Origin of the sequence: Pseudomonas sp. B21-048 (genome assembly GCF_024748615.1) — a bacterium.
Taxonomy (GTDB): Bacteria; Pseudomonadota; Gammaproteobacteria; order Pseudomonadales; family Pseudomonadaceae; genus Aquipseudomonas.
Map to the genome: position 1 here is coordinate 4,773,152 of NZ_CP087168.1, position 18,397 is coordinate 4,791,548.

The window sequence follows — 18,397 nt, forward strand, 5'->3', positions numbered from 1 at the left end:
CAATGCCGCACATTTTGATCGTCGAAGACGAAACAATTATCCGCTCCGCCTTGCGCCGTCTGCTGGAACGTAACCAGTACCAGGTCAGCGAAGCCGGATCCGTGCAGGAAGCACAAGAGCGTTTCAGCATCCCCACATTTGACCTGATCGTCAGCGACCTGCGTCTGCCGGGCGCACCGGGTACCGAGTTGATCAAACTTGGCCAGGGCACTCCGGTGCTGATCATGACCAGTTACGCCAGCCTGCGTTCGGCCGTCGACTCAATGAAGATGGGCGCGGTGGATTACATCGCCAAGCCTTTCGATCACGACGAAATGCTCCAGGCCGTCGCGCGAATCCTGCGTGACCGGCAATCGGCGCAAGCCAGCGGTGAACCGCTCGTCGGTAAAACGGGCAATGGCGCCGCGAAAAACGCTGTTGATAACAGTAACGGCGAAATCGGCATTATCGGTTCATGTCCGCCGATGCTGGACCTCTACAGCAAGATCCGCAAAGTCGCGCCGACCGATTCCAATGTCCTGATCCAGGGTGAATCCGGTACCGGTAAAGAACTGGTGGCCCGCGCGCTGCACAACTTGTCCAAACGTGCCAAGGCACCGATGATTTCGGTGAACTGCGCAGCCATTCCGGAAAGCCTGATCGAGTCAGAACTGTTCGGCCACGAAAAAGGCGCGTTTACCGGCGCCAGTGCCGGGCGTGCCGGGTTGGTGGAAGCGGCGGACGGCGGCACCTTGTTCCTCGATGAAATCGGCGAACTGCCACTGGAAGCCCAGGCCCGCCTGTTGCGTGTGTTGCAGGAAGGCGAAATCCGCCGGGTCGGTTCGGTGCAGTCGCAGAAGGTCGATGTACGCTTGATCGCCGCGACCCACCGCGACCTCAAGAGCCTGGCGAAGATTGGTCAGTTCCGTGAAGACTTGTATTACCGCCTGCACGTGATCGCCCTGAAGCTGCCGGCCCTTCGCGAGCGCGGCGCCGACGTCAATGAAATTGCCACTGCATTCCTCGCGCGGCAGAGCGCACGGGTCAACCGTACAGATCTGAAATTCGCCCTGGATGCAGAACAGGCGATTCGGCATTACTCCTGGCCGGGTAACGTTCGCGAACTGGAAAACGCAGTCGAGCGCGCGGTGATCCTGTGCGAAAGCCCGGAGATTTCCGCAGAACTGCTGGGCATCGACATCGAACTGAGCGATCTGGATGACGACGACTTCATTGGCCTGGCGCCCCAGCAGGGCAATGGCGCCGGTAACACCAGCCACGAACCGACCGAAGATTTGTCCCTGGAAGACTACTTCCAGCACTTCGTTCTTGAGCATCAGGACCACATGACCGAAACCGAACTGGCCCGCAAACTCGGGGTCAGCCGCAAATGCCTGTGGGAACGCCGTCAGCGCCTGGGCATTCCGCGGCGCAAGACCGGGGTGGCCAGCGAGAGCTGAACCGCACCTATCGGATGTGCGGGTAACACATGACATTGTGAAAAAACTGTTACCTCAACTTTTTCACGTAACAGAAGCCGGGGCTTACGGTAACGAAGCCCCGGTTTTTTTGGGCCTCGAAAAACACCATTAGCCCGCCTAACCCCTTGTTTTACTGGGCTTCACAAAAGTTGGCACGCCCCCTGCTATATGATTGGTACAAGAACAATAACAAGTAATGCATAAGACAATAAAAATAAGACGAATCGACTCACGCACAATAAAAACAAGACGGCGAGAGGCGTAGCTAACTGATTCTTTTGGAGAGGCGTTGCATTTGGGGCTTGCCCCACGACCAGGCTGAGAATAATAAAAAACTGTCCCAAGACAGTGCCTGAACTGGTTGGATCGAAGGATCACAGCAACACAGCGACCAAAGCAATCCGTTTGCTCTTGGCTCCCGATTGGGAGGGTCATGAAGGAAAACTTCATGACGAGGGCACTCAACAAAAACAAGAAGCCCGAAACCAATAATAAAAATAGAGCACGCAACTACTTCTTGGGGAGCTTCGGCTCCCCTTGTGGTTTCTGCCGTTTGGGCACGCCACGCGACATCCCCTTCACACGCTTGCGCAGCTTCCTACACCATCCCCCGACTAAATGCTAGAATCCCCGCCCATCATGCGGTCATTCTTCGTTATGGCCGAACATTCCTTCAAACAGTGCATCCCATGCTGAAGAAGTTGTTCCAGTCATTCCGTTCTCCCAAGCGTCATACGCAACACATTCGCAGTACGCCTGAAGTGCTCAACAGCGGCCAACATTCGCTGCAAAAAGCACAATTCAGCCGTTATGCGGTCAACATCGTCGAACGTTTGCAGAACGCCGGCTACCAGGCTTACCTGGTCGGCGGCTGTGTGCGTGACATGCTGCTCGGCATCACGCCGAAAGATTTCGACGTCGCCACCAGCGCCACGCCTGAACAGGTACGCGCCGAATTTCGCAACGCACGGATTATCGGTCGGCGTTTCAAACTGGTGCATATCCACTTTGGCCGCGAAATCATTGAAGTCGCGACCTTCCGCGCCAATCACCCGCAAAACGACGAGGACGAAGACAGCAATCAATCGTCTCGTAATGAAAGCGGGCGCATTTTGCGTGACAACGTCTATGGCACCCTGGAAGAAGACGCGCAACGCCGCGACTTCACCATCAACGCCTTGTATTACGATCCGGTCAGCGAACGCATTCTCGACTACGCCAACGGCGTACACGACATCCGCAATCACCTGATCCGCCTGATTGGCGATCCGAAGCAACGCTACCAGGAAGACCCGGTGCGGATGCTGCGGGCCGTGCGTTTCGCCGCCAAGCTGAATTTTGGCATCGAAAAACATAGCGCCACACCTATCCGCGAACTGGCGCCGATGCTACGCGAGATCCCGTCGGCCCGTCTGTTCGAAGAAGTGCTCAAGCTGTTCCTCTCCGGCCATGCCGCGGACACCTTCGAAATGCTGGTCGACCTGCAGTTGTTCGATCCGTTGTTCCCGGCCAGTGCGGCAGCGTTGGAGCACAACCCGACCTACACGCATACGCTGATCAGTGAAGCACTGATCAACACGGACCTGCGAATCAAGCAGAACAAACCGGTCACCCCGGCGTTCCTGTTTGCCGCCCTGCTCTGGCCTGCCCTGCCGGCCCGTGTATTGCGTCTGCAAGAACGCGGCATGCCGCCGATTCCAGCGATGCAGGAAGCCGCTCACGAGTTGATCGCCGAACAGTGCCAACGCATCGCCATTCCAAAACGCTTCACCATGCCGATCCGCGAGATCTGGGACATGCAGGAGCGTCTGCCACGGCGCAGTGGCAAACGCGCCGACCTGTTGCTGGACAACCCGCGATTCCGTGCCGGTTACGACTTCCTGCTGCTGCGCGAAAGCGCCGGTGAGCAGACCGATGGCCTGGGCGAATGGTGGACCGACTATCAGGACGCCAACGACAGCGAACGCCGGGACATGATCCGCGACCTCAGCGGCAAGGACGACGGTACTGGTGCTCCACGCAAACGTCGCCGTAGCGGCGGTGCCAAGCGCAAACGCGCGGCCGGCGCACCGAGCGCTACAGGCGAATAAGCCATGGAACGCATTTACATCGGCATGGGCAGCAATCTGGCTGACCCCGCTGAACAGTTGCGCAGCGCTGTCGAAGCGCTGGCGCAGTTGCCGCAAACCGAACTGATCGGGGTTTCCGGTTTTTATCAAAGCGATTCGCTGCTGCCCGGCCAACCGCGTTACACCAACGCAGTTGCCGCGCTCGATAGCAATCTCGCGCCGCTGGAGCTGCTGGATGCGCTGCAAGCCATCGAGCATGGCCAAGGCCGCGAGCGCCTTGAACGCTGGGGCCCGCGCACACTGGATTTGGACATCGTGCTGTTCGGCGATCGACTGATCGACGAACCCCGCCTCAAAGTCCCCCACTACCACCTGCAGGAACGGGCCTTTGTGCTCTATCCGCTGGCCGAGCTGGCACCGGCTAATCTGCGCCTGGCCGATGGCCGCACCCTCACAGAATTGCTCGCTGCCTGCCCGTTCGTCGGGTTGGAACGGCACCCGCCGATTTAACGCAAATCCCCCTGTGGTAGCGGCGGTTTGGTGCCAGATGCCACATCTGCAGCACGCCCCGCCCATAAAACCTGCTGAACCGCATCAGTAACGCCGGTAACACCCCATGCGTAACAATGCGGTAACACATGCAATTGACTTCCCGGGTTCTCCTCACGACTATAGGCGTCCCGCTGCCGCCAACGCGGCGCCAAAGGGCGCAATCCAGGCCTTACAAGCACCACGAAAGAAGGTGCGCCTGCATAAATGACGAATCACGCGCGTTACTCGCAGTAGTTTTCACAGCGCCTGTAATGAGGATTTTTTCATGCCAGCCATCACCCTGACTACGCTCCAGAGCCTCAAGCAGAAAGGTGAAAAGATCACCATGTTGACCTGCTATGACGCGACCTTCGCCCATGCCTGCAACGAGGCCGGGGTTGAAGTGCTGCTGGTGGGCGACTCCCTCGGCATGGTTTTGCAAGGTCACGACAGCACCCTGCCGGTGACCACCGCTGAAATGGCCTACCACGTGGCAGCCGTCAAACGTGGCAACGCCGATGCCCTGATCCTCGCCGACCTGCCCTTCATGGCCTACGCCACCATTGAACAAACCATGACCAACAGCGCCCTGTTAATGCAGGCCGGTGCCAACATGGTCAAGGTTGAAGGGGCATTGTGGCTCGCGGACTCGATCCGTCTGCTGGCCGAACGTGGCATCCCGGTGTGCGCGCACATGGGGCTGACACCGCAATCGGTCAACATCCTCGGCGGCTATAAAGTCCAGGGCCGCAATGAGAACCAGGCGCGGCAGATGCGTGCCGACGCGATTGCCCTGGAACAGGCCGGAGCGGCCATGCTGCTGCTCGAATGCGTGCCCAGCGAACTGGCCGAAGAAATCACCCAGGCGGTGGGTATCCCGGTGATCGGCATCGGTGCCGGCAGTGGCACCGACGGCCAGGTACTGGTTCTGCATGACATGCTGGGCTTGTCCATTACCGGCCGTGTGCCGAAGTTCGTGAAGAACTTCATGACTGGCCAGACCAGCATTCAAGCCGCCTTGAGCGCTTACGTCACTGAAGTCAAAGCGGCGACTTTCCCAGGTATCGAACACGGATTCTCTGCATGAACACCGTAAAAACCGTACGCGAACTGCGGGCCGCCGTAGCCCGTGCCCGTAACGAAGGCAAGCGCATCGGCTTCGTGCCGACCATGGGCAACCTGCACAGCGGGCATATCGCGCTGATTACCAAGGCCACCCAACGGGTGGATTTCGTGGTCGCGAGCATTTTCGTCAACCCGCTGCAATTCGGCGCCGGTGAAGACCTCGACAAATATCCGCGAACCCTGGCTGCCGATCAGGAGAAACTGCTCGAGGCCGGTTGCCATCTGCTGTTCGCACCCACCGTCGAAGAAATGTACCCCGACGGCATGGCCGACCAGACCCGTGTCAGCGTGCCACAACTCTGCGAAGGCTTGTGCGGCGCCAGCCGTCCGGGGCATTTCGAAGGGGTGGCAACCGTCGTCAGCAAGCTGTTCAACATGGTCCAGCCGGACCTGGCGATCTTCGGCCAGAAAGACTTCCAGCAACTGGCAGTGATTCGCGCCCTGGTGCATGACCTGAACATGCCGATCCAGATCATCGGCGAACCCACCGTGCGTGCCGCCGACGGTCTGGCGTTGTCGTCGCGCAATGGTTTCCTCAGCGAAGAACAGCGTGCCGTAGCGCCAGTGGTCTATCGCACCCTTACCCAAATTGCCGATGCGATTAAACAGGGTGAGCGCGATTATCCGGCGTTGATCAATGAGCAGATCAAACAGCTTGAAGCCGCTGGCCTGCGTGCGGATTATCTGGAAATTCGCCATGCGCTGACCTTGCGTCCGGCGACGGCCGAAGATCGGGATCTGGTGATTCTGGTGGCGGCGTTCCTGGGCACGACGCGGTTGATCGACAACCTGCATCTGAACCTCGACACCTCCGTCTGAACACAAACCCTGTGGGAGCGGGCTTGCCCGCGATAGCGATTTAGAAGTCGACATAGATGTTGACTGTTAGCGCGCCATCGCGGGCAAGCCCGCTTCTACATTGGCCTTTGTCAATTCCCACATCGTATTGCCGCCCACAAAGCCTTCGGGCAAACTGCCCGCCGTTCGATTCCGACCTGGGGAAATACTCATGCACGCCATCATGCTCAAGGCCAAGCTGCATCGCGCCGAAGTCACCCACGCTGTACTCGATTACGAAGGTTCCTGCGCCATCGACGGCGAATGGCTGGACCTGTCCGGCATCCGTGAGTACGAACAGATCCAGATCTACAATATCGACAACGGCGAACGCTTCACTACCTACGCGATTCGTGGCGAGGAAGGTTCGCGCATGATTTCGGTCAATGGTGCCGCGGCGCACAAGGCCAAGGTCGGCGACCGCGTGATCATCTGCGCTTACGCCCACTACAGCGAAGCCGAACTGCTCAACTTCAAGCCGCGCATGCTCTACATGGCGCCAGGTAACGAGCTGAGCCACACCACCAATGCCATTCCGGTTCAGGTCGCCTGATCGAGCCGTTTCCTCTGTCAGCCTTCCGTTTGTCGGGCCGCTCCCGGTTTAAATGTTAAAAAAGTACCGGGAGCAGGTCAGACAAAGTCAAGACAGATTGCAGCGCGAGGTTTACTGTATTCGCCCTGCGCCATAAATCGTGTCGACGCAGCTGACCGGACGCCCCCCCGTGGCTCTCCGGGATTTTTAGTGTTCAAAAGGCCGTTCAAGTAAAAAGGAAAACCGCAGCGATGGCGTATTACCGCACTCCCCACGACGTTACCGCTCTGCCCGCCTGGCAAGCGTTGAATGACCACCGCCAAGCCATGCAGGATTTCAGCATGCGCGAAGCCTTTAATGCCGATCCGCAGCGCTTTACCCAATTCACCCTTAGCAGCTGCGGCCTGTTTCTCGACTACTCGAAGAACCTGATCAACGCCGAGACCCGCAATCTGCTGGTGGGCCTGGCCAACGAAGTCGACCTCAAGGGCGCGATCAAAGCGTTGTTCGAGGGCGAAATCGTCAACTCTTCCGAAGGGCGCCCGGCCCTGCACACCGCATTGCGTCGACCGGTGGGCGACAAGCTGTCGGTCAACGGCGTCAATGTGATGCCCGATGTGCACAAGGTGCTAAACCAGATCACCGACCTCGTGGGCCGCATTCATGACGGTCTGTGGCGCGGTTACACCGAGAAGCCGATCACTGACGTGGTGAACATCGGCATCGGCGGCTCGTTCCTCGGTCCCGAGCTGGTGTCCGAAGCATTGCTGTCCTACGCCCAGAAAGGCGTGCGCTGCCATTACCTGGCGAACATCGACGGCAGCGAATTCCACGAACTGACCATGAAGCTGCGCGCCGAGACCACGCTGTTCATCGTCTCGTCGAAATCCTTCAACACCCTCGAAACCCTGAAAAACGCCCAGGCCGCACGCGCCTGGTACCTGGCTCAGGGCGGTTCGGAAGCCGAGCTGTATCGCCACTTCATCGCCGTTTCCAGCAACAATGCTGCGGCGGTGGCATTCGGTATTCGTGAAGAAAACATCTTCCCGATGTGGGACTGGGTCGGCGGGCGTTACTCGCTGTGGTCGGCTATCGGTCTGCCGATTGCCCTGGCCATTGGCATGTCGAACTTCAAGGAGCTGCTGTCCGGTGCCTACACCATGGACCAGCATTTCCAGAGCGCGCCATTCGAACAAAACATGCCGGTGCTGCTGGCGCTGCTCGGTGTCTGGTACGGCAACTTCTGGGGCGCGCAAAGCCACGCGATCCTGCCGTACGACCATTACCTGCGCAACATCACCAAACACTTGCAACAGCTGGACATGGAATCCAACGGCAAGAGCGTGCGTCAGGACGGCACGCCAGTGTCCACCGACACTGGCCCGGTGATCTGGGGCGGCGTCGGCTGCAACGGTCAGCACGCTTACCACCAGTTGCTGCACCAGGGCACCCAGCTGATTCCGGCCGACTTTATCGTGCCGATCGTCAGCTTCAACCCGGTGTCCGACCACCACCAGTGGCTGTATGCCAACTGCCTGTCGCAAAGCCAGGCGCTGATGCTCGGTAAGACCCGCGCCGAGGCCGAAGCCGAGCTGCGTGACAAGGGCATGAGCGAGGACGAAGTGCAGAAGCTGGCGGCACACAAGGTGATCCCGGGCAACCGTCCGAGCAACACATTGGTGGTCGAACGCATCAGCCCGCGTCGCCTTGGCGCGCTGGTGGCGCTGTACGAACACAAAGTCTTCGTGCAAAGCGTGGTCTGGGGTATCAATGCCTTCGACCAATGGGGTGTGGAACTGGGCAAGGAACTGGGCAAAGGCGTCTACAACCGCCTGGTCGGCAGCGAAGAAACCCCGGCCGACGATGCCTCCACCCAAGGCTTGATCAACTACTTCCGCGGTCGTCACCGCGGATGATAGGCTGAAGGGGCAGTTCACCCGCTCCTTCAATTTGTAGCACCGACAGTTCCACGGCACCGGGTTTACCGCAAAATCGGTGGCGTGCGCTATCACTGTGTAGGAGCTGCCGAAGGCTGCGATCTTTTGATCTTGATTGTAAAAAACAAGATCAAAAGATCGCAGCCTTCGGCAGTTCCTACGAGGGTCGCGCAGCTCCCCTCTTGTCGCAAAACAAGAATAAGGAACCGTCATGTTCGATATCAGCACGTTCCCCAAAGCCGATGCCGTTCGCCGGGCTGCACAGTTAAGTCAAGACGACTACCAACGCCTGTACCGCCAATCCGTCGAACACCCCAGCACCTTCTGGGCCGAACAGGCCACACGCTTTCTCGACTGGAGCGCACCGTGGCAAACCGTCCAGCGTTACGACCTGAAAACCGGTGAGGCGAGCTGGTTCGCGGGTGGACAGTTAAACGTCAGTTACAACTGCATCGACCGTCACCTGGAAAAACGCGGCGATCAAACCGCGATCATCTGGGAAGGCGATGACCCCGCCGAATCCGCCCAGATCACCTACAAAAAACTCCATCACAACGTCTGTCGACTGGCCAACGTGCTCAAAAGCCGTGGCGTGAAGAAAGGCGACCGCGTGTGCATCTACATGCCGATGATTCCCGAAGCCGCCTACGCCATGCTCGCCTGCGCGCGGATCGGCGCGATTCATTCGGTGGTGTTCGGCGGCTTCTCCCCTGACTCGCTACGTGACCGGATTCTCGACGCCGATTGCCGCACCGTGATCACTGCCGACGAAGGCGTGCGCGGCGGTAAATTCGTGCCGCTCAAACAGAACGTCGACACGGCGCTGCAAAGCTGCCCGGACGTGAGCACTGTGATCGTGGTCGAACGTACCCAAGGCAAGGTTAACTGGGTCGACGATCGGGACATCTGGTACCACCAGGCTTTGCGCGACGTCAGCGACGACTGCCCGCCAGAGCCGATGGACGCCGAAGACCCGCTGTTCATCCTCTACACCTCCGGCAGCACCGGTAAACCCAAAGGCGTGCTGCACACCACCGGCGGCTACCTGCTGCAGGCCGCCATGACCTTCAAGTACGTCCTCGACTATCGCGACGGTGAAGTCTTCTGGTGCACCGCCGATGTCGGCTGGGTCACCGGCCATAGCTACATCGTCTACGGGCCGCTGGCCAACGGGGCGACCACGCTGATCTTCGAAGGCGTGCCGAGTTACCCCAGCACCTCGCGCTTCTGGCAGGTGATCGACAAGCACCACGTGAACATCTTCTACACCGCTCCGACCGCGTTACGTGCGCTGATGCGTGAAGGCCCCGAACCGTTGAAGGAAACGTCCCGCGAGAGCCTGCGATTACTCGGCACCGTCGGTGAACCCATCAACCCGGAAGCCTGGGAGTGGTATTTCAATACGGTCGGCGAGCAGCGCTGCCCGATTGTCGATACCTGGTGGCAGACCGAAACCGGCGGAATCATGCTGAGTCCGCTGGTCAGCACCCAACGGATCAAACCCGGTTGCGCCACCCAACCGATGTTCGGCGTGCGACCGGTATTGCTCGACGAACACGGCAAGGAAATCAAAGGCGCGGGCAGCGGCATACTGGCCATCAAGTCCAGCTGGCCGGCGCAGATCCGCAGCGTCTACGGCGACCCGAAACGGATGATCGAAACTTACTTCAAACCCTACCCCGGCTATTACTTCACCGGCGACGGCGCACGTCGCGACGAGGACGGCGACTACTGGATCACCGGGCGCATCGACGACGTGATCAACGTCTCCGGGCACCGCATCGGCACGGCCGAAGTGGAAAGCGCGCTGGTGCTGCACGACAGCATTGCCGAGGCCGCCGTGGTCGGTTACCCCCATGACATAAAAGGCCAGGGCATCTATGCCTTCGTCACGCCCATGAATGGCACCGAACCCAACGACGAATTGAAGAAACAATTGCTGGCGCATGTCAGCAAGGAAATCGGCAGTTTCGCCAAACCGGACTTGATCCAGTGGGCTCCGGCCCTGCCGAAAACCCGTTCGGGCAAGATCATGCGACGAATTCTGCGCAAGATCGCCTGCAACGAGCTGGACAGCCTCGGTGACACCTCGACTCTCGCCGATCCGAGCGTGGTACAAGGGCTGATCGATCAACGCCTGAACCAATGAGCCCGTGTGAGCGCTAATCACATCCTTGTAGGCGCGAGCGCTGCGGCGATCCGACTTGCCCGCGAAGAACGATGACGCGGTTTATCTGCTGCACCGAGTTATCGCTCTTCGCGGGCAAGCCTCGCTACAGGTACAGGTTCTTCATCGTCCAAGCTGTTAAACTCCCGCGCCCCCAATTCCCTCCTGCAAGGCGCCCAGCATGTCTTCCTTGAATCAGGCGCTGCGCGCCGCCCTCGATCATCGTCAAGACCTGCTTGCCGAGCTGCATCAGCAAGGCACCGATTGCTATCGCCTGTTCCACGGCAGCCAGGAAGGCGCTGGCGGCCTGACCATCGACCGCTACGGCCCGCAACTGTTGGTGCAGAGTTTTCATCAGGCACTGGAGCGTGACGCCCTGCTGCAACTGCACGAGACCGTCAATCAACAGCTGGGCCTCGACACCCTGCTGGTCTACAACGACCGTTCCCGTGGCAACTCGCGCATCGACCGCGAAGACACCGTCTACCGCGCCGACGAAGCCGCCCTGCAAGATTTGATCGGCCACGAATGGGGACTGAACTACCGGGTTCGCGGGCGTCATGCCGGCCAGGACCCATTGCTGTTTCTCGACCTGCGCAACGCTCGTGGCTGGGTCAAGGCGCACAGCAAAAACAAAAGTGTGCTGAACCTGTTTGCCTACACCTGTGGCGTCGGCCTCAGCGCTGCGGCGGGTGGTGCGAGCGAGGTGTGTAACCTGGACTTTGCCGAAGGCAATCTGGCGGTCGGCCGTGAGAACGGTTTGCTCAACCCACAATTGCCGACGATGGAATTCATTCAGTCCGATTATTTCCCGGCGATCCGCCAACTGGCCGGTCTGCCGATCAGCCAGCGTCGCGGCCAGAAACTGCCGAACTATCAACGCATGGACCCGCGTCAGTACGATCTGGTGCTGCTTGATCCTCCGGCATGGGCCAAGAGCGCTTTCGGCACGGTCGACCTGTTGCGCGACTATCAGAGCCTGCTCAAACCGGCGCTGCTGACCACCGCCGACGATGGCGTACTGATTTGCTGCAACAACCTGGCGAAGGTCAGCATGGACGACTGGCGCGAACAGGTTCTGCGCTGCGCAGAGAAGGCAGGGCGCCCAGTGCGCGAGTGGACGGCGCTGACACCGGGCAGCGATTTCCCGTCGATGGATCAACAGCCGCCGTTGAAAACGCTGATCCTGCAACTCTGAAAATCCGCGCCGATAATCAGACAATTCCTATAAAGGGCAATTGCTTCGGAACCGCTAACGCATGCCATACTCCAAGGCTCTCCGATTCCGACAGATGAAGCCACACATGCCCAAAGGATTGATTCGCGCTATCGGCGCCTTGTTGACTGCCCTGGCGCTTTATAGCCTGCTGGGTTTTTTGATTTTGCCGGGCATCGCGTTGCGGGTTGCCAACCAACAATTGGCCAACTACGCCACCATACCCGCGACGATTCAGCGGATCGAACTCAACCCGTTCAGCCTTGAAGTCACTCTTTGGGGCTTGGTCATCGGCGAGCCGGGCAAGGAACAAGTGGGCTTCGAGCGCCTGTATGCCAACCTGCAGATTGACAGTCTCTGGACCAAGGCGTTGCACCTGTCCGATATCGAACTGGACAAACCCAAGACCGAAATCCTTTTCGGCAAGGACGGCAAACTCAACCTGCTCGGCCTGTTCAACATCCCCGCCAGCGAACCGACTCCGGTCGATCCGGACGCCAAACCATTCCCGCTGCGCGTGGAGCGGATCAAACTGGCCAGCGGCTCCGTCCATTTCGAGGATGCACGGCCCAGCGAACCCATCGAATTCCTCTACGACAAACTCGACTTCGAACTGAAAAACCTCAGCACCCTACCCGAAGACAGCGCCGACATGACGCTGGTGGCCGTCGGCCCGGCAGGAGGACAGATCGACTGGACCGGTAACTTCAGCCTGATCCCGATCGCGTCCGAAGGTAAGCTGAAAATCACCGATGGCAAGATGAAATCCTTTTGGCCCTATGTGCGCGATGCTGTGCCACTCGCACTCAAAGATGGGGTCGTCAGCCTTAGCACCGACTACAAACTCAACCTGGCCAAGGAAACCGAACTGCTGTTGAGCAACGTTGCCGTCAGCGTCGCCCCTTTCGCCATCCAGACTCCGGACGGTCGACCACTGGCGAAGCTCGAGCGGCTAGAGATCAGCGAAACCACCGTGGATCTGGCCAAACAGCAAGTGGTGGTCGGCAAGATCCGCAGCCAGAAACTGGAAACCTGGGCCGCCCTCGAGGCCGATGGGCAACTCGATTGGCAAAAACTGTTCGCCAGTCAGCCGTCCAAAGCAGCCGCCAAGGCCAATGCCGAACCGATCAGTGCACCAGCAGCGGCCGATTCGCCGAAGCCTGCGCCGAGTAAGCCTTGGCAGGTGCTGCTCAAAGACGTGCAGCTACGTGATTATCAGGTGCACCTGGCCGACCGCAAGGCACAACCGGCGGTGGCGCTGGAGCTGGGCCCGCTGAACCTGGACCTGCAGAATTTCGACAGCCTCAATGGTTCCCCTTTCAATCTCAAGCTCGACGCCGGCGTGGGCAAACAAGGCAAGATCACCGCGGACGGTGTGGTCAATCTGGCCCCGATCAGCGCGAAGTTGAACGTGCAGACCCAAGACATCGACCTGCGCGTTGCGCAGTCCTACATCAACCCGTTCATTCGTCTCGAACTGCGAAGCGGCATGCTGGGCAGTGATCTGGCGGTCGACCTGAAAAGCACCGAGCCGTTGGCGTTCAGCGTCACCGGCCGTGCCCAGGTCGATCAACTGCACACCCTCGACACCCTGAAAACCCGCGACTTCCTCAAGTGGCAGCAACTGGTGCTCGAAGGCCTGAACTACCAGCATGGCGATAGCCTGTCGATCGACAAGGTCAACCTGTTCCAGCCCTATGCACGCTTCATGATCAACGATGACCGCACCACCAATATCGATGACCTGCTGATCCCGCAACCGGCCGACTCCGGCACCAAAACCGTCGCGGCCAAACCGGCAACCGGTAAAGAAAAACCGCTGGGCATTCACATCGGCGGCATTGCCATCAATGACGGTTCGGCAAACTTCGCCGACTTCAGCCTGACCCCGAACTTCGCCACCGCCATTCAACAGCTCAACGGGAAGATCGGCACCATCGACAGCCGCCATGCAAAACCGGCTAGCGTCGACGTCAAAGGCAAGGTCGACCGCTATGCGCCGGTGACCATCAAGGGTTCGGTCAACCCGTTCGATCCGATGGCCAGCCTGGACATCGCCACCAGTTTCAAACGGGTGGAACTGACCACCCTGACACCTTATTCCGGCAAGTTCGCCGGTTACCGAATCCGCAAGGGCCGACTCAATCTCGACCTGCATTACAAGATCACCAACGGTCAGCTGCTGGCCGAAAACAAAGTGGTGGTCGAGCAGTTGCAACTGGGTGAGAAAGTCGACAGCCCAGATGCCGTGAGCCTGCCGCTGAAGCTGGCGATTGCCTTGCTCAAGGATGTCGATGGCAAGATTTCCATCGAGCTGCCGGTGAGCGGCGACCTGAACAACCCGCAGTTCAGTGTCATGCCGATTATCTGGCAGACCCTGCGTAATCTGATCGTCAAAGCCGCCGCAGCGCCCTTCAAAATGATTGGCGGGCTGGTCAGCGGTGGTGGTTCGCAAGACTTGGGCACCGTGGCGTTCGCACCGGGTTCAAGCGACCTGAGCAAAGACGCCGAAGCGGCGCTGGTCAAACTGTCTCAGGCGCTCAAGGAACGTCCGGCGCTGCGCCTGGAAATCGAAGGCACCGCCGCCAAGCGCAGCGATGGCCCGCTGATTGCCGAGCAACGACTGGAGCGGGAATACCAGTACAACTACTACAAAATGCTCCAGCGCCGCGGTGACAAGGTGCCGGCCCAGGCCTCGTTGCTGGATGTTCCGGACAACGAGAAAGGCCCGCTGCTTGAAGGGATCTACCGCACCCGCCTGAAGACCCAGCCGCCCGCCGAATGGAAGGATCTTGGCAAGGAAGAACGCAGCAAAAAAATGCGCGAAAGCGTGATCGGCTTCTGGAGTTCCAGTGAGGTACTGTTGCGTCAACTGGGGCAAGAACGGGCCAGCAGCATCAAGGATTATCTGGTGGACAAGGGGCAATTGGCCGATGACCGCGTGTACTTCGTCGACGCCAGCCTCGGTGAGGCTGAAAGCGATGGTCGCGTCGTAACCCCTCTGCACCTGGATGCCGAGTGATGAGCCTGCGATGGTGTCTGGGCCTGATGCTGATTGCCGGCCAGGCAGCGGCGGCCGATACCCTGCGCTGCGGCAGTCAATTGATCAGCGTGGGGGACAGGGCCGGCGAAGTGCTGCACAAATGTGGAGAGCCCGTGGCCCGCGACGCGTTGGGCTACAAGCGCAGCGCCAATCGGCGCGAAGAGTTTCAGGTCGAGGAATGGACCTACGGGCCCAACAGCGGGATGTATCAGTACCTGCGCTTTGAAGGAAACCGGTTGGTTCGAATCACCAGCAAGCGTGGGAATTGAATCCACCACAATCCAATGTGGGTACCAGCCCGCTCCCACAGTTGTTTTTGCGTTGCTCCCAATAGAACAGGCCCCGACACGAATGCCGGGGCCTGTAATGGCCACATCCTTGTGGCCTTCGCATGAACTCTCAAGTCGCGGCAGACGTATGACCCGGCCCGTCTACCGCACCTTCTCCCGGTCCAGGCGAGAAGCCTTGTTTTACTCGGACTTCAGGCCGTCAGCGGACACCGCTTTGACACCTTTGATGTTCTTGGCGATCGCCACGGCGGTTGTTTTCTGAGCGTCTGTCAGAACGGTCATGGAAGACAGGGAAACAACGCCTTTGTTGGTTTCGACTTTGATGTCGGTGCCTGGGATGCCTTTTTCGGTGACCAGGTCTGCTTTGACTTTGGTGGTGATCCAGGTATCGGAAACATCCTCTTTCGCTTCAGTAACTTCACCGGCGGCCAGCATCATGGGTGCCTGAGTCGCTTGGGTGGTCTCTGCAAATGCGGCGTTGGCCATAGTCAGGGTCAACGCGGTAGCAGTAGCGGCAGCGATAGCGAACTTCTTCATACGAGTAACTCCTGTATTTCTGGAAAGTCTGCTGCGTGTCTTGTCAGCAGGGTTACAGGAGATAGTGCGAACGCTGTGCCAACGACTCGATAAAAAATAAACACCGTAAATCAATAGCTTATAAAAAAAGGCAACTTTCGAAATCATGCAAATTGCATGACTACGAAATTATCTACATGCAACTTGCGGGTTTTAACGCAGGCCTAAGGCCATGAATTGTCGGGATTTTCTTGATTATCTAAATCGCCCTTAAATGCCGAGCAAAAAAATGCCCCGCGTCGTGGAACGCGGGGCCTTTGAAGGATGAAAATGGATCAGGCGCCAGTGCAGCCTTTAGGCGCGTATTCCTGTGCAGCCGTCGTGGCGCAAGTCCACCCACCGGCGAGCGTGCGCGTAAGTGTGATGGTTTTGCTGAGTACCGGCCCTGGAGCGTTGAGAATCGTGCAACCAATTGTACCTGCACCGTCAGAGGCGGTACCCGATGCCGTAATCGTGCAATTACCGGTGGTCAGCGTACCGCCGATCAGTGCGAGGGTGGGGTTAGTGCCCTGGTTGATGATGTCTTCGAAAGGCACTTTCAGTGCCGAAATTTCTGCAAGCGCAGCAGTGACTTTCGCCCGCGACTGGTACTTCGAATACTGCGGCAATGCAAACGTCGCCAAAATCCCGATGATCGCCACCACGATCAGCAGTTCGATCAGAGTAAAACCATTTTGATTTTTCATAGACAGGCTCCATGCATGAGTCGAAATCTCATGATCTGAACAAGGCACAGCACAGGTCATGCCAAGCCGCGCGCCCCCCTGCCTGCGGGCCAAAAGCGCGCGGTAAAGATCTTTCCTACTCCAAGGATCCGCACTATCTGACACTTTTTGTCACCTCACCCCGGCTGGTTTGGTTCCACTGCTTGACTAGGCTATAAGTCATTAACTGTCTGCGTCCGGTGTCCCAATGAATGACATTGCCCTTAGCGGTCTGGCCAAGCAATTGGTGCTGGCCGAACTCATCACTGATCAAAGTGCGCAACAGGCGCATCAGCAAGCCCAACGCAATCGAATCTCGCTGGTCAGCTATCTGGTGCAAAACAAACTGCTGAAAAGCTGGCAGGTCGCCGAGGTGGCTTCGGAGCATTTCGGCATGGCCCTGCTGGACCTCAACTGCCTGGATAAGGACACCCAACCCCGAGGACTGGTCAGTGAGAAGCTGATCCGTCAGCACCATGCCCTGCCCCTCTGGCGGCGAGGTAACAAGCTATTCGTGGGGATTTCCGACCCGACCAATCATCAAGCCATCAACGACATCCAGTTCAGCTCCGGGCTGAACACCGAAGCCATTCTGGTCGAGGAAGACAAGCTCAGCGACGCCATCGAAAAATTCTTCGACAACCACTCCACCGGCCTCGAAGACATGGCCGATGTCGAGCTCGACGGGCTGGACATCGAGTCGGTCGATGAGCAGAAACAGGACCCCATTGCAGGGCAAGATACCGATGACGCGCCCGTGGTTCGCTTCGTCCACAAGATGCTACTCGATGCGATCAAGAGCGGCTCTTCCGACCTGCATTTCGAGCCCTATGAAAAAATCTACCGCGTGCGGATGCGCACCGACGGCATGCTGCGGGAGGTCGCCAGGCCGCCGACGCAACTGGCCAACCGCATTGCTTCCCGGCTGAAGGTCATGGCCAGTCTCGACATCTCCGAGCGGCGCAAACCCCAGGACGGGCGAATCAAGATGCATCTGTCCAAAAGCAAATCCATCGACTTCCGGGTCAATACCCTGCCGACCCTGTGGGGCGAGAAGGTGGTGATCCGGATCCTCGACCCGTCCAGTGCACAAATGGGCATCGATGCCCTCGGTTACGAACCCGAGCAAAAAGACCTGTACATGGCCGCCCTCAAGCAGCCACAGGGGATGATCCTGGTAACCGGCCCCACCGGTTCGGGCAAGACGGTGTCGCTTTATACCGGGCTGAACATACTCAACACCGTCGACATCAATATTTCCACTGCCGAAGACCCGGTAGAAATCAACATCGAAGGCATCAACCAGGTCAACGTCAATGCCCGGCAAGGACTGGATTTCGCCCAGGCGCTGCGCTCGTTTCTGCGTCAGGACCCGGACGTGATCATGGTCGGCGAAATCCGCGACCTCGAAACCGCCGAAATTGCCATCAAGGCCGCCCAGACCGGGCACATGGTGCTTTCCACCCTGCACACCAACAGCGCCGCGCAAACCCTGACCCGCTTGCACAACATGGGGATTCAGGGGTTCAACATCGCGACCTCGGTCAGCCTGATCATCGCCCAGCGCCTGGCGCGCAAACTGTGCAGCCATTGCAAGAAACCCATCGAGATTCCCCGCGAGGCGTTGCTCAAAGAAGGCTTTCCCGAGGAACGGATCGGCTCGTTCACGATCTATGAACCGGTCGGTTGCGATCAATGCAACGGCGGTTACAAAGGGCGCGTAGGGATTTATGAAGTGGTAAAAAATACTCCGGACCTGCAACGGCTGATCATGGCCGAAGGCAATTCACTGGAAATCGATATCCAGATGCGCAAGGACGGCTTCAATGACCTGCGTACTTCGGGCCTGCTCAAGGCCATGCAAGGCATCACCAGCCTTGAAGAAATCAACCGGGTCACCAAGGACTGAA

At 58.7% G+C, this 18,397-nt stretch carries 14 protein-coding genes; 12 read left to right on the forward strand and 2 right to left on the reverse strand.

Translation table 11 applies throughout. The features are described from left to right. Positions 1–2: 2 nt before the first annotated feature. The 11 genes from LOY56_RS22335 (at position 3) to LOY56_RS22385 (ending at position 15,186) form a co-directional block, all read left to right on the forward strand. A complete protein-coding gene (locus tag LOY56_RS22335; protein ID WP_258617143.1) occupies positions 3–1,439 on the forward strand; it encodes a sigma-54 dependent transcriptional regulator in 1,437 nt (478 codons plus the stop codon). Between the two features lie 710 nt (positions 1,440–2,149). Continuing rightward, positions 2,150–3,550: a polynucleotide adenylyltransferase PcnB gene (locus tag LOY56_RS22340; protein WP_258617144.1), complete on the forward strand. Its 1,401-nt coding sequence runs from the start codon at positions 2,150–2,152 to the stop codon at positions 3,548–3,550. A gap of 3 nt (positions 3,551–3,553) precedes the next feature. Continuing rightward, positions 3,554–4,039, forward strand: a complete 486-nt coding sequence (folK, locus tag LOY56_RS22345) for a 2-amino-4-hydroxy-6-hydroxymethyldihydropteridine diphosphokinase (protein ID WP_258617145.1) — start codon at positions 3,554–3,556, stop codon at positions 4,037–4,039. A gap of 307 nt (positions 4,040–4,346) precedes the next feature. Then, complete coding sequence (gene panB, locus LOY56_RS22350) at positions 4,347–5,147, forward strand: 3-methyl-2-oxobutanoate hydroxymethyltransferase (RefSeq protein WP_258617146.1); 801 nt, start codon at positions 4,347–4,349, stop codon at positions 5,145–5,147. Further along, a complete protein-coding gene (panC, locus tag LOY56_RS22355; protein WP_258617147.1) occupies positions 5,144–6,004 on the forward strand; it encodes a pantoate--beta-alanine ligase in 861 nt (286 codons plus the stop codon). Before panB ends, panC begins: the two co-directional genes overlap by 4 nt. Positions 6,005–6,194: 190 nt before the next feature. Then, positions 6,195–6,575, forward strand: a complete 381-nt coding sequence (gene panD / locus LOY56_RS22360; protein WP_258617148.1) for an aspartate 1-decarboxylase — start codon at positions 6,195–6,197, stop codon at positions 6,573–6,575. 230 nt (positions 6,576–6,805) lie between these two features. After that, positions 6,806–8,470, forward strand: coding sequence for a glucose-6-phosphate isomerase (pgi, locus tag LOY56_RS22365; protein WP_258617149.1), 1,665 nt, complete (start codon positions 6,806–6,808; stop codon positions 8,468–8,470). 232 nt (positions 8,471–8,702) lie between these two features. Next, on the forward strand, positions 8,703–10,640 hold the full coding sequence (gene acs, locus LOY56_RS22370) for an acetate--CoA ligase (protein ID WP_258617150.1): 1,938 nt from the start codon (positions 8,703–8,705) through the stop codon (positions 10,638–10,640). 199 nt (positions 10,641–10,839) lie between these two features. After that, positions 10,840–11,856, forward strand: coding sequence for a class I SAM-dependent rRNA methyltransferase (locus LOY56_RS22375; protein ID WP_258617151.1), 1,017 nt, complete (start codon positions 10,840–10,842; stop codon positions 11,854–11,856). Positions 11,857–11,917: 61 nt separating this feature from the next. After that, positions 11,918–14,896, forward strand: coding sequence for a DUF748 domain-containing protein (locus tag LOY56_RS22380; protein ID WP_258617152.1), 2,979 nt, complete (start codon positions 11,918–11,920; stop codon positions 14,894–14,896). After that, positions 14,896–15,186: a DUF2845 domain-containing protein gene (locus tag LOY56_RS22385; RefSeq protein ID WP_258617153.1), complete on the forward strand. Its 291-nt coding sequence runs from the start codon at positions 14,896–14,898 to the stop codon at positions 15,184–15,186. The genes LOY56_RS22380 and LOY56_RS22385 overlap by 1 nt, the downstream gene beginning before the upstream one ends. Positions 15,187–15,387: 201 nt before the next feature. Here the strand turns inward: LOY56_RS22385 and LOY56_RS22390 are convergent, their stop codons facing one another. Together LOY56_RS22390 and LOY56_RS22395 are read right to left on the reverse strand one after the other, a co-directional pair. Then, positions 15,388–15,744 (reverse strand): BON domain-containing protein, encoded by a 357-nt coding sequence (locus LOY56_RS22390; protein ID WP_258617154.1) that lies wholly within the window; start codon positions 15,742–15,744, stop codon positions 15,388–15,390. Between the two features lie 314 nt (positions 15,745–16,058). Further along, positions 16,059–16,469 (reverse strand): pilin, encoded by a 411-nt coding sequence (locus LOY56_RS22395; RefSeq protein ID WP_258617155.1) that lies wholly within the window; start codon positions 16,467–16,469, stop codon positions 16,059–16,061. A 226-nt stretch (positions 16,470–16,695) separates the two neighbouring features. Between LOY56_RS22395 and pilB the strand changes: the two genes are divergently transcribed. Beyond that, positions 16,696–18,396 carry a type IV-A pilus assembly ATPase PilB gene (gene pilB, locus LOY56_RS22400; protein ID WP_258617156.1) on the forward strand — a complete coding sequence of 567 codons (1,701 nt, stop codon included), beginning with the start codon at positions 16,696–16,698 and terminating at the stop codon, positions 18,394–18,396. The last annotated feature ends 1 nt before the right edge of the window (position 18,397 follow it).

What these genes read in the sequence shown, in the direction of transcription:
- LOY56_RS22335 (WP_258617143.1), top strand. Translation starts at nt 3, where the DNA reads ATGCCGCACATTTTGATCGTCGAAGACGAAACAATTATCCGCTCCGCC.
- LOY56_RS22340 (WP_258617144.1), top strand. Translation starts at nt 2,150, where the DNA reads ATGCTGAAGAAGTTGTTCCAGTCATTCCGTTCTCCCAAGCGTCATACG.
- folK (WP_258617145.1), top strand. Translation starts at nt 3,554, where the DNA reads ATGGAACGCATTTACATCGGCATGGGCAGCAATCTGGCTGACCCCGCT.
- panB (WP_258617146.1), top strand. Translation starts at nt 4,347, where the DNA reads ATGCCAGCCATCACCCTGACTACGCTCCAGAGCCTCAAGCAGAAAGGT.
- panC (WP_258617147.1), top strand. Translation starts at nt 5,144, where the DNA reads ATGAACACCGTAAAAACCGTACGCGAACTGCGGGCCGCCGTAGCCCGT.
- panD (WP_258617148.1), top strand. Translation starts at nt 6,195, where the DNA reads ATGCACGCCATCATGCTCAAGGCCAAGCTGCATCGCGCCGAAGTCACC.
- pgi (WP_258617149.1), top strand. Translation starts at nt 6,806, where the DNA reads ATGGCGTATTACCGCACTCCCCACGACGTTACCGCTCTGCCCGCCTGG.
- acs (WP_258617150.1), top strand. Translation starts at nt 8,703, where the DNA reads ATGTTCGATATCAGCACGTTCCCCAAAGCCGATGCCGTTCGCCGGGCT.
- LOY56_RS22375 (WP_258617151.1), top strand. Translation starts at nt 10,840, where the DNA reads ATGTCTTCCTTGAATCAGGCGCTGCGCGCCGCCCTCGATCATCGTCAA.
- LOY56_RS22380 (WP_258617152.1), top strand. Translation starts at nt 11,918, where the DNA reads ATGCCATACTCCAAGGCTCTCCGATTCCGACAGATGAAGCCACACATG.
- LOY56_RS22385 (WP_258617153.1), top strand. Translation starts at nt 14,896, where the DNA reads ATGAGCCTGCGATGGTGTCTGGGCCTGATGCTGATTGCCGGCCAGGCA.
- LOY56_RS22390 (WP_258617154.1), bottom strand. Translation starts at nt 15,744, where the DNA reads ATGAAGAAGTTCGCTATCGCTGCCGCTACTGCTACCGCGTTGACCCTG.
- LOY56_RS22395 (WP_258617155.1), bottom strand. Translation starts at nt 16,469, where the DNA reads ATGAAAAATCAAAATGGTTTTACTCTGATCGAACTGCTGATCGTGGTG.
- pilB (WP_258617156.1), top strand. Translation starts at nt 16,696, where the DNA reads ATGAATGACATTGCCCTTAGCGGTCTGGCCAAGCAATTGGTGCTGGCC.